At 63.9% G+C, this 13,268-nt stretch carries 13 protein-coding genes; all 13 read left to right on the top strand.

All coding sequences use genetic code 11. The annotated features are described in order from the left end of the window. The first annotated feature begins 46 nt into the window (after nucleotides 1–46). The 13 genes from AC10V3_RS30785 (at nucleotide 47) to AC10V3_RS30725 (ending at nucleotide 13,262) form a co-directional block, all read left to right on the top strand. Nucleotides 47–1,144, top strand: a complete 1,098-nt coding sequence (locus AC10V3_RS30785) for a porin (RefSeq protein ID WP_490923875.1) — start codon at nucleotides 47–49, stop codon at nucleotides 1,142–1,144. Between the two features lie 10 nt (nucleotides 1,145–1,154). Continuing rightward, a complete protein-coding gene (locus tag AC10V3_RS30780; protein WP_022539169.1) occupies nucleotides 1,155–1,886 on the top strand; it encodes a class II aldolase/adducin family protein in 732 nt (243 codons plus the stop codon). A 48-nt stretch (nucleotides 1,887–1,934) separates the two neighbouring features. Further along, the gene (locus AC10V3_RS30775; RefSeq protein WP_490923874.1) at nucleotides 1,935–2,939 is read left to right on the top strand and encodes a Bug family tripartite tricarboxylate transporter substrate binding protein; all 1,005 of its coding nucleotides are present in this window, start codon (nucleotides 1,935–1,937) and stop codon (nucleotides 2,937–2,939) included. Nucleotides 2,940–2,985: 46 nt separating this feature from the next. Further along, on the top strand, nucleotides 2,986–4,446 hold the full coding sequence (locus tag AC10V3_RS30770; RefSeq protein WP_022539167.1) for an aldehyde dehydrogenase family protein: 1,461 nt from the start codon (nucleotides 2,986–2,988) through the stop codon (nucleotides 4,444–4,446). 283 nt (nucleotides 4,447–4,729) lie between these two features. Continuing rightward, nucleotides 4,730–5,230: a TetR/AcrR family transcriptional regulator gene (locus AC10V3_RS30765; RefSeq protein WP_490923873.1), complete on the top strand. Its 501-nt coding sequence runs from the start codon at nucleotides 4,730–4,732 to the stop codon at nucleotides 5,228–5,230. A 115-nt stretch (nucleotides 5,231–5,345) separates the two neighbouring features. Further along, nucleotides 5,346–6,332: an alpha/beta fold hydrolase gene (locus tag AC10V3_RS30760; protein ID WP_022539165.1), complete on the top strand. Its 987-nt coding sequence runs from the start codon at nucleotides 5,346–5,348 to the stop codon at nucleotides 6,330–6,332. A gap of 75 nt (nucleotides 6,333–6,407) precedes the next feature. After that, nucleotides 6,408–7,133 (top strand): cysteine hydrolase family protein, encoded by a 726-nt coding sequence (locus AC10V3_RS30755; RefSeq protein ID WP_022539164.1) that lies wholly within the window; start codon nucleotides 6,408–6,410, stop codon nucleotides 7,131–7,133. A gap of 96 nt (nucleotides 7,134–7,229) precedes the next feature. After that, entirely contained in the window at nucleotides 7,230–7,460 is a 231-nt protein-coding gene (locus AC10V3_RS30750; protein WP_349607831.1) for a DUF2798 domain-containing protein, read from the top strand. 53 nt (nucleotides 7,461–7,513) lie between these two features. Continuing rightward, on the top strand, nucleotides 7,514–8,245 hold the full coding sequence (locus AC10V3_RS30745) for a glutathione peroxidase (RefSeq protein WP_022539163.1): 732 nt from the start codon (nucleotides 7,514–7,516) through the stop codon (nucleotides 8,243–8,245). Nucleotides 8,246–8,408: 163 nt separating this feature from the next. Next, nucleotides 8,409–9,800 (top strand): dihydrolipoyl dehydrogenase, encoded by a 1,392-nt coding sequence (locus AC10V3_RS30740; RefSeq protein WP_041681826.1) that lies wholly within the window; start codon nucleotides 8,409–8,411, stop codon nucleotides 9,798–9,800. A gap of 223 nt (nucleotides 9,801–10,023) precedes the next feature. Continuing rightward, nucleotides 10,024–10,428 (top strand): hypothetical protein, encoded by a 405-nt coding sequence (locus AC10V3_RS30735; protein ID WP_041681825.1) that lies wholly within the window; start codon nucleotides 10,024–10,026, stop codon nucleotides 10,426–10,428. A gap of 219 nt (nucleotides 10,429–10,647) precedes the next feature. Beyond that, the gene (locus AC10V3_RS30730; RefSeq protein WP_022539160.1) at nucleotides 10,648–12,099 is read left to right on the top strand and encodes a TolC family protein; all 1,452 of its coding nucleotides are present in this window, start codon (nucleotides 10,648–10,650) and stop codon (nucleotides 12,097–12,099) included. Nucleotides 12,100–12,101: 2 nt separating this feature from the next. Then, nucleotides 12,102–13,262 carry an efflux RND transporter periplasmic adaptor subunit gene (locus AC10V3_RS30725; protein ID WP_022539159.1) on the top strand — a complete coding sequence of 387 codons (1,161 nt, stop codon included), beginning with the start codon at nucleotides 12,102–12,104 and terminating at the stop codon, nucleotides 13,260–13,262. Nucleotides 13,263–13,268: the final 6 nt, after the last annotated feature.

Below are 13,268 nucleotides of genomic sequence, written 5' to 3'. Positions count from 1 at the left end.
CTCGGTAGCGCCATTCCTACAAGACAAGAAAGTCAGAGGAGACACAATGAAGCAGTCAGCAATGGCCGCGGCGCTTTGCGCTTGCGTGGCCGGGATGGGTCACGCCCATGCCCAATCCGTCACCATCTATGGGGTCGTCGATACGGGCATCGAGTTCGTGTCCAACGTGGGCACCAGCAAGGACAACCTGGTTCGCATGCCTGGCCTGGCCGGCACGGTGCCTTCACGCTGGGGTCTACGCGGCACGGAGGATCTCGGTGGAGGACTCAAGAGCCAGTTCGTGCTGGAATCCGGCTTCGCCCCCGACACGGGCGCGTCCAACCAGGGTGGCCGGCTATTCGGCAGGCAAGCATGGGTCGGGCTGTCCGGGAATTGGGGCCAGGTGGCATTCGGGCGGCAGTACACCATGCTGTTCTGGTCGATGCTGGAACCAGACATGCTTGGTCCCAACACGTTCGGCTCCTCCTCGCTCGACAGCTACCTGCCGAGCGCGCGCACCGACAACGCAGTCTCTTACAAAGGCGCGTTCGGCCCGCTGACGGTCGGTGGCACGTACAGCTTCGGCCGCGACACCGTCAACGCGGGCCCCGGGCCTTCGGGCACCAACTGCGCCGGGGAGAACCCGGCCGACCACCGTGCGTGCCGGGAATGGTCCGTATTGCTGAAGTACGACACTTCTACTTGGGGAGCAAGTGCAGCCTACGACTCGATCCGCGGCGGCACCGGGGCATTCGGCGGGCTGACCAACAGCGGCCTCAAGGATGATCGCCTGACCGTCAACGGCTATGCAAATATCGGCAAGGGCAAGGTTGGCGGCGGTTGGCTGCGGCGCGACAACGACGGAAGTACCACGCCCCGGAGCGATATGTGGTTCCTCGGCGCCTCCTACGCACTGACGCCAGCGCTCAGTGTCGACGCCGAGGCGTTCTACCTGCGCTTTCACGACAGCGCCAACAAGGCGTGGCTCTACGCAGCGCGCACGACCTATACATTCAGCAAGCGGACCTCGATCTACGGCACTGCCGGCTTCCTGGATAACCGAGGCAACCTTGCGCTGTCGGTCAGTTCCGGTGCAGCCGGTGCCAACGCTGCCCCGGGCGGCAATCAATTCGGCGCGATGGTTGGCGTGAAGCATATTTTCTGAGGGGGTACCCATGGAAACTCTTGTCGAGAACCTGGCCGACGCCGGCCATATCCTGTTCCATGAAGGCGTACTTGACGCGTTCGGGCATGTGAGCGCCCGTCATCCGGACGGTGACCGCTTCCTGATGTCGCGCAGCATGGCTCCCGCGCAGGCCGGCCCCGATGACATTCTCACCTTCGGTCTCGATGGCGAGCCCATCGAAGCGCACGGCCACAAGGTGTTTCTCGAGCGCTATATCCACGCTGCACTCTATCGCGCGCGGCCGGAAATCAGGGCCGTGGTGCACAGCCACGCGCCGGCACTGATTCCATTTGGTGTGGTACGAGGCGCCACCTTGCGACCGATTTGCCATATGAGCGGCTTTCTTGCGCGGGGCGCTCCGGTGTTCGACATCGCCGAGGCAGCGGGCGATGGCTCTGACATGCTGATCCGTGACAACCGCCTTGGTGATGCACTCGCTGCAAGGATGGGCGACGCCACGGTCGTGCTGATGCGCGGGCACGGTGTCACGGTTGCGGCTGACTCGCTTGAAAAGGCCGTCTATTGCGCCGTGTATGCCCAGGTCAATGCCCGTCTCGTACTGGATTCGGTACGCCTTGGCGGCGAGATCCGCTACCTCACGGTGGCCGAGGCCCTGGCCGCGGAGCGTGCCAACGACAGCCAGATTGGCCGAGCGTGGGATCTATGGCGCCGCGCCGCGCGACAGGCCACGGCGGTTTTCCGGGAGCCATCGAATGCGTGACGACATCAGCACGTCAACCGGATCCCCGACTATCAGGAGACACAAGACATGAATTCGTTATCAACCACCGTATCGGGGCCGCGCCGCATGGCGCTGGCATACAGCGCGCTATTCCTGTTCGGGGCAGCCTCGTTCGCATCGCCGATTCTGGGGCAGGAAACCTGGCCGTCTCGCCCCGTCAAGCTCATCGTGCCCTCGGCACCGGGCGGCGGTACCGATGTCTATGCGCGCCTTGTCGCAACGCAGTTGTCCAGATCGATGAAGCAGTCGTTTGTCGTCGACAACCGCCCGGGAGCCAGTGGACATATCGGTACCCAGGTAGTCGCCCGTTCGCCTGCGGACGGCTATACGTTCCTGGTGACAGCGAATGCATCCGTCGCCATCAGCCCTGCGCTATATCGCAAGTTGCCGTTCGACGTGGACAAGGATCTGGCGCCCGTGGCCCGTGGCGTGCTGGCGCCGATGGTGCTTGTCACAAATCCGTCGGCGGGGATCAACAGTTTTAATGATCTTGTCAGGCTGGGCAAGCAACGGCCGAACCAGATTCCGTATGGCTCGGCAGGGGAGGCTAGTCCGCCCTACCTCAGCGTTCGCATGATCGAGGAGGCCACGGGAGCCCGCTTCCTGCACGTGCCATACAAGGGCGTGGGCCCGGCGTATCAGGATCTGCTCAGTGGTCGACTGCAGTTTATGTTCACGGACTTGAGTTCCGTGCAGTCCTATATCAAAGCCGGAAAGCTCAAGCCCCTGGCTGTCAATCAGAAGACCAGGTTGTTGCCCGACGTGCTCTCCCTGGCCGAACCCGGTCCAGCCCACATCGACGTCTGGACGTCGTTCAGCGTGTTCGCGCCTGCCGGCGTGCCTGCCCCGATCCTGAAGAAAATGAGCGAGGAGATTAACGCCGCCATGAGGACACCTGAGCTGGCGCGCGCACTCGAGGCTAACGCGTTGGTGCCGGTGTTCGACACACCGGAAACCTTCCGGGTGTCGATCAAGAAAGAGCGCGAGCAGTGGGCCTCGTTCATCAAGCGCAATGGCATCCATATCGAATGATGCCGCCAGCCGCTCATGACATCGCAATCTACCTGGAGACAAAGCAATGAAACTCGGACCTGACAACAAGCGCGCCATGCTCATCGACGGCGAACTGACCGAAGCCGCAAGCGGGCAATGGATCGAGAGTGTCAATCCTGCGACCGAGGACGTGATTGGCCTCGTGCCGGCTGCCGACGCTGCCGATGTTGACCGTGCAGCATGGGCGGCAAAGGCAGCCTATCCGGCCTGGCATGCACTTGGCATCGAGGGACGGGCCGAATGCCTGCGCGAGTATGCACGCAGGATCCAGGCTTCGGCGCAAGCGTTGCTCGACGTCGAGGTCGCCGATACCGGCAACACGATGGCCGCGTTGCGGGGCGATGTGAATGCCGCGTCGTGGGGGCTGAACTACTATGCCGGGCTCGGCTACGAACTCAAGGGGGAGTCAATTCCTGCCACCACGCCCGACAACCTGCACGTCACGCTGCGCGAACCCTACGGCATTGTCGGACGCATTGTGCCGTTCAATCATCCGATCATGTTCGCGACCGCGCGCACTGCGGCAGCGCTGATGGCAGGTAATGCGGTCATTGTGAAGCCGCCAGAAACCAGCTCACTGTCGGCGACGATGCTGTCCGAGATCGCGCGTGACGTATTTCCACGCGGCGTGATGAACATCGTGACCGGCACCGGCCGGGGCGCCGGGGACGCCATCGCCCGTCATCGGGATATCAAGCGCATTGCATTCATCGGCTCGCCCCAGACCGCCCGGCAGATCCAGCGCAGCGCGGCCGAGGTTTGCGTGAAGCACATCTCGCTCGAACTCGGTGGCAAGAATCCGTTGATCGTGTATCCGGATGCCGATGTGGATGGCGCCGTTGACGCGGCCGTATGTGGCATGAATTTTCTCTGGCAGGGGCAGTCATGCGGCTCCACGAGCCGGCTGCTGGTACACGACAGCCTCTACGAGCGCTTCGTCGAGGGAGTTGTGGAGCGCGTGAAAGAGATTCGCATCGGTGATCCGCGTTCGCCGGACAGCAGCATGGGGCCGATCAACTCGAAGGCCCAGCACGAAAAGGTGCTGGGCTACATCGAAGTGGCGATGCAGGATGGCGCGCGGCTTGTGTGCGGGGGCAAACGCCCGGCCGGTAGCGCATACACGCGCGGCTACTGGGTAGAGCCGACCGTATTCGCGGACGTCACCCCCGATATGCGCATCGCTCAGGAAGAGGTTTTCGGCCCCATCCTGTCGATCATGCGATGGTCCGACGCGGAGCAGGCAATCACGATGGCAAATGGCGTCGAGTACGGTCTCACCGCGTCCGTATGGACTCGCGACCTGCGAACGGCCATGCAGGCGGTACGTCGCCTGGATGCCGGGTACATCTGGGTCAACGGCGTGGGTACGCACTTCAAGGGTGTTCCTTTCGGTGGTTACAAGAACTCAGGCGTGGGGCGGGAGGAAGGCATCGAGGAGATGCTGAGCTACACGGAAACCAAGGCGGTGAATTTCCTTGGTACCTGAGGTGCAATCAGGGTGGGGTTGACCGTAGCCCGGACGGCAAGGATCCAGATGACGATCTCTGGATTCTGCTCGACGGCCGCTGGCAGGTCGAGGAGAGCGGTGTTTGCTGGCGTACGGTTGCTTCAACTAGGGTCGCTTGACAATAACAAACCAGTCATCTATATTCGGCTGGTAGATTGTCAACCGACTCGATATGCCAAGACCAGCCAATCCCGAGGTCCGTAACCGACTCCTTAGCGAAGGGGGTCGCGTTATTCACGAGCTGGGCTTCAATGCGTGCGGCGTGCAAGACATTGTGGCTGCCGCGAATGTTCCGAAAGGATCCTTTTACAGCTATTTCGATAGTAAGGAAGTTTTCGCCGCCGAGGTGGTGGAGGCCTATTGGGAGTCTATCGAGAGTCGCCACGGAAAAGTGATGTATGACGCTCGAGTCCCGCCTCTCACGCGTATTGAAAGACTGTTTGATTGGCTGGTGGAGGACCATGCAGCACAGGAATTCAGGCTGGGGTGTCTTGTGGGTAACCTCTCCCTTGAATTGTCAAATACTTCCAGTCACGTCCGCAGCGCCCTGGAGGGCATCATGAAGCGCTGGGAGGGCATGATTGTCGCGTGCTTGGATGAGGCGAAGTTGCGCCAGGAGCTTTCTGCGGATACGGATTGCCATCAGCTCGCGGCCGTTATTGTCGAGGCTTTCGAGGGGGCGGTTCTGCGTAGCAAGGTCGAGCGCAACGGCGATGCTTGCCGACGTTTTCTGCACCTCACTCTGAAGCGGTTGTTGTATTGAATTTTTTTTGCTTTGTTATATAGACGACTGGTCGGCTATTTATTTGGGTAAATTGGCCGAAGTCTTGAAAGACCATCCAATGCCGCCGAGTGCGGTCGAGACAGGAGTACTACCAATGTCTTCAAATAATCACACCAAGGGTGTGTCGCGGCGTGACTTGTTGCTCGGCAGCGCTGCCGCAGCCGGCTCGCTTGCCGCGGCTAGCTTGCCGAGCCCGGCAATGGCCGCTCCGTCAGCAAGGGAGGCGCATCACGCAAAGGCAGGCGGCACGGCCTCAGGAAGCTACATCGCGACAAAGGACGGCACGCAGCTCTATTACAAGGACTGGGGCGCTGGTCGCCCCATCGTCTTCTGTCATGGTTGGCCGCTCAGTTCGGACAGCTGGGAATCTCAAATGATGTTGGTTGCGTCGGAAGGGTATCGTGCCGTCGCACATGATCGTCGTGGCCACGGCCGTTCAAGCCAGCCCTGGAATGGCAACGAGATGAACACCTATGCCGACGATTTGGCCGCTGTGTTCAACACTCTTGACCTGCGCGATGCCGTACTCGTGGGTTTCTCCACGGGCGGGGGCGAGGTGGCTCGGTATCTCGGCCGGCACGGTACGCGACGCGTCTCCAAAGTCGTGCTGGTTTCAGCAGTGCCGCCTTTGATGCTCAAGACGCCCGCCAACCCGCTTGGCTTGCCAATTGAAGTCTTCGATGGCCTGCGCGCCGCGCAGCTCGCCAATCGTTCCCAGTTCTACAGGGATGTGCCGGCCGGCCCGTTCTATGGCTTCAACCGTCCCGGCGCAAAGCCTTCGCAGGGGCTGATCGACGCATGGTGGGCCCAAGGCATGCAGGGCGGGCACAAGAACACTTATGACTCGATCAAGGCGTTCTCGGAAACCGATTTTACCGAGGACCTCAAGAAGATCGACGTGCCTGCTCTCATTATCCACGGTGACGATGACCAGATTGTTCCTATCGATGCTGCCGGACGTGCTTCGGCAAAGCTGATCAAAAACTCCAGGCTGATTGTCTATCCCGGTGCGCCGCACGGACTGACCGATACGCGCAAGGAAAAATTCAACGCCGATCTGTTGGCGTTCATTCGTAGTTGAAATCCCGTCGGCTCGATGCCGGACATCGTTTTTCGGTGCCGGCAGCGAACCAACGAAACCTGAGAGGTAATTCCCATGAGCAACCACCACAATAGCTATGCAGATCCCGTTGAACCGGCTTTGCCGAAGAGCGATCTGACACTGGACCTCCCGCGGACGGCGCTGGTGGTCATCGACCCGCAGATCGACTTCATGAGTCCCGAAGGGCGTAGCTGGGAGGTCGTCGGCGAAAGCGTGACGGAGCAGAATATGGTGCCCAACCTTATCCGCCTGTTCCAGGCTGCGAAGCAGGCGGGCATCACCGTCGCCATCTCTCCCCACTATTACTATCCCCATGACCACACATGGAAAGTGCACGGCCCCGCCGAGAAATTTCAGCATGCCTTGGGCATGTTTGACCGACCTGGTGCGCTGACGCTGGACGGCTTCCGGGGTTCGGGGGCAGATTTCATGCCCGAGTTCAAGCAGTACATCGAAGATGGAAAAACCATTGTCTGCTCGACGCACAAGCTGTACGGCCCACAAGCCAATGACCTCGTTTTGCAGTTGCGCAAGCAGCGCGTCGATCAGGTGATCCTTGCTGGCATGGCCGCCAACCTGTGCGTCGAGTCCCATCTGCGGGATCTGCTGGAGCAGGGTTTCGAGGTTGCGGTCGTACGCGACGCGGTGGCAGGTCCGAAGGTGCCGGAAGGCGACGGATATCACGCGGCGCTGGTCAACTTCCGCTTTATCGCAAACGCGCTCTGGGATACCGACGAAACTGTGCGGCGGCTGGTAGGAAGTGTTCGCGCAGCGGCGTAATCCCTGACCCCATGCGCCAAGAGGCGACTTCTCCTGGCGCGGCCATGGGGCAGCGGGCACATCAATGTCTGGTTAAAAGGTAGAGGGATGACCCTAATGCTTAAGATGCCTTCACGCTACAGCCATTTCGTCTATGGCGTTATCCAGGCCGGATTAACCTGTGCCATCGCTGCCGCCATCGCAAGCATTCCATTTGCAGAAAAAGGCTTGTTCTTTCAGCAATGGCTAAGGTCCTGGAGCATTTCCTGGCTGACCATGTTACCGGTTGTTTTGTTGGCGGCTCCGTTGATTCGACGTATGGTGGAGCGAATGACAATCAATTCTTAACATCACGGTTTCATAAAGAATGGGATATCAAAGTACAACCAAGGAGTGATCTGATGCTGCAATCCCGTGTAGGCCAACGCGTTCCCAATGTCGCTTTCCGCGTGCGTGAAGACAACGAGTGGAAGACCATCACCACCGGCGAGCTGTTCAGCGGCAAGACCGTGGTCGTGTTCTCGCTGCCGGGCGCCTTCACGCCGACGTGCTCGTCCACCCACCTGCCGCGCTACAACGAACTGGCACCGGTGTTCGCCAAAAACGGTGTCGACGACATCCTGTGCGTGTCGGTCAACGACACCTTCGTGATGAACGAGTGGGCCAAGGACCAGGAATCCGAAAACATCACCATGATCCCCGACGGCAACGGTGAATTCACCGAAGGCATGGGCATGCTGGTGGACAAGGCTGACCTGGGCTTCGGCAAGCGCAGCTGGCGCTATTCCATGCTGGTCAAGGACGGCGTGGTGCAGAAGATGTTCATCGAGCCGGAAGAGCCGGGCGACCCGTTCAAGGTGTCCGACGCCGACACCATGCTGGCCCATATCGCCCCGGATGCGCGCAAGCCTGACCAGGTGGTGGTGTTCTCCAAGGTCGGCTGCTCGTTCTGCGCCAAGGCCAAGCAACTGCTGGACGACAACGGCTACGACTACATCGACGTGCCGCTGGACAACAAGGTGCGCGGCAAGGTGCTGGGCGCCGTGTCGGGCGAGATGACGGCACCGCAGGTCTTCATCAACGGCAAGCTGGTCGGCGGCGCCGAGGCGCTGCAGCAGTACCTGGCCAGGTAAGTCACCCGATCCCCGTCGAATTCCGCACCGCGCGGATCCGGCAGTTGCCGGACCCGATGGCACCGCCTTGCCCTCCGCTTCGTGCGCGAGGGACATGGCGGTGCCATCCAGCCCGCTGATTGGCAGCCGCTTTGACACCATAAAAACAGAGGAACCGTACGCCATGACTACCATCCAGACCGACGTCGCCGTGATCGGCGCGGGCACCGCCGGCCTTGCCGCCTACCGCGCCGCGATTGCCGCCGGCAAGCGCGCCGTGATCATCGAAGGCGGCCCGTACGGGACCACCTGCGCCCGCGTGGGCTGCATGCCGTCCAAGCTGCTGATCGCCGCCGCCGAGGCCGCGCACGAGCTGCGCCACACCGCGCCGTTCGGCGTGCATGTCGACGGCCAGGTCCGCATCGACGGCCGCGAGGTGATGGCCCGCGTGCGCAGCGAACGCGACCGCTTCGTCGGCTTCGTGGTGCGCGGCGTGGAGAACATCCCGGAAGCGGACCGCATCCGCGGCTACGCCCGCTTTATCGACAACACCACGCTGGAAGTGGACGGCCAGATCACCGTGCGCGCCAGCCGCGTGGTCATTGCCACCGGCTCCACGCCGACGCTGCCGGCGCCGTTCAAGGCCTTCGGCGACCGCCTGATCGTCAATGACGACGTGTTCGCGTGGGAAGAGCTGCCCGGCAGCGTGGTGGTGTTCGGCCCGGGCGTGATCGGGCTGGAACTGGGCCAGGCGCTGTCGCGGCTGGGCGTGCGGGTGCGCGTGTTCGGCGTCAGCGGCTCGCTGGGCCCGCTGACCGATCCGGTGATCCGCGCCTATGCGGCCAGTACCTTCAATGACGAGTTCTACCTCGACCCCCATGCCAGGGTGAGCGAAATGGGGCGCGATGGCGACCAGGTGGTGGTGTCCTATCTCGACCGCGAATGCCGCAGCGTGACCGAGCGCTTCGACTACGCGCTCGCCGCCACCGGCCGCGCGCCCAATGTTCGCGGCCTGGGCCTGGAGAACACCGGCCTGGCACTGGACGAGCGCGGCGTGCCACTGTTCGATGCGCAGACGCTCCAGTGCGGCAATGCCCCGGTATTCATTGCCGGCGATGCCAACAACATCCTGCCGCTGCTGCACGAGGCCGCGGACGAGGGCAAGGCCGCCGGCGAGAACGCCGCCAGCTATCCGCAGGTGAAGCCGCTGGCGCGCCGGGCGCCGCTCGCGGTGGTGTTCTCCGATCCACAGATCGCCATGGTCGGCCAGCGTTATGCCGACCTGGCCGAAGGCCACTTCGTCACTGGCAGAGTCAGATTCGAAGACCAGGGCCGCAGCCGCGTGATGCTGAAGAACCGCGGCCTGATGCACGTCTATGCCGACAAGGCCAGCGGGCGCTTCCTGGGGGCTGAATGGACCGGCCCGCGTGCCGAGAACATCGCCCACCTGCTGGCGTGGTCGTACCAGCAGGGCCTGACCGTTGGGCAGATGCTGGCGATGCCGTTCTACCACCCGGTGGTGGAAGAGGGCCTGCGCACGGCGCTGCGCGATGCGGCGGCACAGCTGAGGGGCTGAGGCTGCGCCGTGTTTGTAAGACAGGTCTGTCTGACACCGGCGCAGAACCGCCTGATCTCCGCGCAGCTAACGACGTCTTAGGGAAACTTTCTATTGAGTCTCCCGGGGAACGAACGTAACGATTTTCTGTCAATCGTAATCGTTAAGTTACAATGCTGTACCGCAGCACGGCCGGTTAGCCCAGAAAATGGCGTCCCCGGCCCCTGCCGCCACGCCCCCGACCATGCGATTGTTGTTCCTGCTGCTGACTGCCATGTGCCTGTCGCTGCTCTCCTCTGGAGCAGTGGCGGACGCGCGCGCGCCGCGCCAGGCGCAGGCCAGCGTGGACCTCGCGGACATGGCGGCGCTGCAGTCGGTGGACGACCTCGGCCGGGTCATCGTACCGGGCGACGACGGCCTGCATGACGACGATATCTGCGATGACCCGCCGCCCGGGTACTGCAATATCTGGTCGGCCGACCTGCTCGATCCGCTCGACCTGCTCGACGAGATCGAGGAATCCGGTGCCCTGTTTGCCCTGCCGCCGGTGAAGGTGCTGTTGCCCAGTGGCGACGTCGCGCAATCTCCCCCCGGCCGCGCCGATCCGCCGCCTTCGGCCTTCTTCCGGCCACCGATTTCCCTCTCCTGAGCGCCGGGCGTTCGCACGCCTTGCCGCTCGCTCCCGCACGCACGCGCTGCGCTCGCAGTGGCCGTGCCGCGGGCCGCGCCCCCTTGCCTGATATCGCCAGCCTGCCCGCTGCCTTGCCGCGCGGGTAAGCCGCTGCCGTTTTCCGTCCTGCCGTGACTTGTGCGCGCCGGGGCGCGCGGCGGCATGGCGCAGGCGTCGTATTGCTTGCATTCCGGACTCATGACAACAATCAAGCTGACCCTGATCGCGTCGCTTTCGCTGCTCGCGCTCGCCGCCCCGGCCCACGCCGGCGCGCAAGGCGCATCGGCCGCGAAAGCCGCGGGTACCGCACCCGCTGCCCCAGCCACTGCGCCCCTCTCCAGGCCTGCCCCCGCCACCCTGCCCACGCCGGGCGCCGAGCTTCTGGCCGCCACGCCAGTGCCCAAGGCCGCTTCGGCCCGCCCCGCCGGCCAGACCGGCCCCGCCTACTCGCTGCCCCAGCTGCTCGACATGGCGCAGTCCACCAACCAGGGCGTGGTGGCCGCCGAGGCGGGTGTCGATGCCGCCGCCGCCGCCATCAGCAGCGCGCGCGCCTATCCCAACCCGCAGGTGGAAGTGATGTACGGCCGGCTGTCGGGGAAACAGCCTGGTGTGACCAGCGGCAATGCCCCCAGCTACGCCGTCGTGCAGAAGCTGGACTACCCGCACCAGCGCAGCCTGCGCGAGGCCATGGCGACCCGCGGCCTGGAGTCCTCGCAGGCAGTGCGGCAGGGTTTCCGTGCCGACCTGGCTGCACGCGTCAAGACTTCCTACTACAACGTGCTGCGCCGCGAGAGCGAGCTGCACGCCGCCGAGGAAGACCTGGCGATGATGCGCCAGATCCACTCGCGGGCGCGCCTGCGGGTGGAGGTGGGCGAAGCGCCGCGCTATGAGCTGATCAAGGCCGAGACCGAACTACTGACCTCGCAGAAGAGCCAGCAGACCGCCGAGCTGCGCGTCAACCAGGCCAAGGCCGCACTGCGCCAGCAGGTGGGCGGCGCCATGCCTGGCCAGTTTTCGCTGGCCGGCACGCTGGGCCAGTCGCCCGATGTGCCGCCGCTGCCGGTGCTGCGCGACACCATGACCGCCAGCAATGCCGAACTGGTCCAGCGCCGCACGGAACTGGAACGCGCCCGCCTGGGCGTCGATTACCAGCGCTCGCTGCGCTGGCCGGAAGTGGCGGTGCGCGCCAGCACCGACCGCCAGCCTGACAACAACGTCTCGCAGATCGGCCTGGTCATGACGATCCCGCTGTGGGACCGCCGCAGCGGCCCGGTGGGCGAGGCCACGGCCCAGGCCACCCAGGCGCGCAGCACGCTGGAAGCGCGCGAGTTCGAACTCACGCAAGAGCTGGAATCCGCCTTCCGCCAGTACGAGATCACGCAGGCGCAGGTGACCGCGCTGGAGTCGGGCATCGTGCGCGAGGCCGAGTCGGCGCTGGGCGTGGCCGAGGCCGCCTACCGCTTTGGCGAGCGCGGCATCCTCGACTACATCGATGCCCAGCGCGTGCTGCGCGGCGCGCGCAACGAGCTGATCGCCGCCCAGTACGAGCTGCAGGTGGCCGCCATCCAGATCGAAAAGCTCATGTCGACCGCCCCGGGCGCCACCGCCGCGCCGGGCCTGCAGCCGACCTCCACCATCGAACAGAAATAACCATGCGTCCCAATTTCCTGCTTTCGCTGACGGCCGCGGCCGTCCTGACGTTCAGCCTGGCGGCCTGCTCCGACAAACCTGAACCCGTTGCCGAAGCGCCCAGGCTGCCACCCGGCGTGATCCAGCCGGAAGGCAACCTGCAGAAGTCGCTGAAGGTGGCGCCGGTGAACACCTCCCCGTTCAGCGAGATGCTGCGCGTGGCCGGCCGCATCGACTTCGACGAGCAGCGCGTGTCGCGCATCGGCGCCAGCGTGACGGGCCGCGTGACCGACCTGTACGCCACCCTGGGTCAGGAAGTGAAGGCTGGCCAGGTGCTGGCGCGCCTGCACAGCAGCGAGCTGGGCGCCGCCCAGATGGCCTTCCTGAAGAGCGAGGCGCAGCACGATCTGCAGGTGCGCAACGCCGAGCGCGCGCGCCAGCTGTTTGCCGCCGACGTGATCGGCCGCGGCGAACTGCAGCGCCGCGAGAGCGAACTCGCCATCGCCTCGGCCGAGATGCGCGCCTACCGCGACCAGCTGCGCGTGCTGGGCATGTCGCAGGCCTCCATCGCCGAGCTGGCGAAGAACGGCAGCATCAACTCGCACTCGCCGGTGCATTCCAGCATCAGCGGCACCGTGGTCGAGCGCAACGTGGCGCAAGGGCAAGTGGTGCAGCCGGCCGACGCACTCTACACCGTGGCCGACCTTTCGCGCGTATGGGTGGTGGCCGAGGTGCCCGAGCAGCAGGCCGCGCAGGTGGCCGAAGGGCAGAGCGTCGAAATCGAGGTGCCGTCGCTGGGCAACGGCGCCGGCCGCGAGACCATCACCGGCAAGCTGATCTACGTCGGCCGCACGGTCAATCCGCAGTCGCGCACGGTGCTGGTCCGCACCGAGCTGGAGAACCGCGAAGGGCGACTCAAGCCCGCCATGCTGGCCAGCATGCTGATCGCCGGCAAGCCGGTCGACCAGCTGGTCATCCCGGCTTCCGCGGTGGTGCGTGATGGCAACGACGAGCTGGTCTATGTCGAGATGCCCGGCAACAAGTTCCGCCTGACCAAGGTCAAGCTGGGCGCCGAGAGCGACGGCATGCGCGTGGTGCAGAACGGCGTCAAGGCCGGCGACCGCATCGTGGTCGATGGCGCCTTCCACCTGGACAACGAGCGCAAGCGCATCGAACAAGGGTAATCGACC

It is taken from the genome of Cupriavidus sp. PB-02 (genome assembly GCF_058252315.1).
The sequence above is the reverse complement of the archived record's forward strand: the minus strand, read 5'-3'. Positions and strand labels throughout refer to the sequence as shown.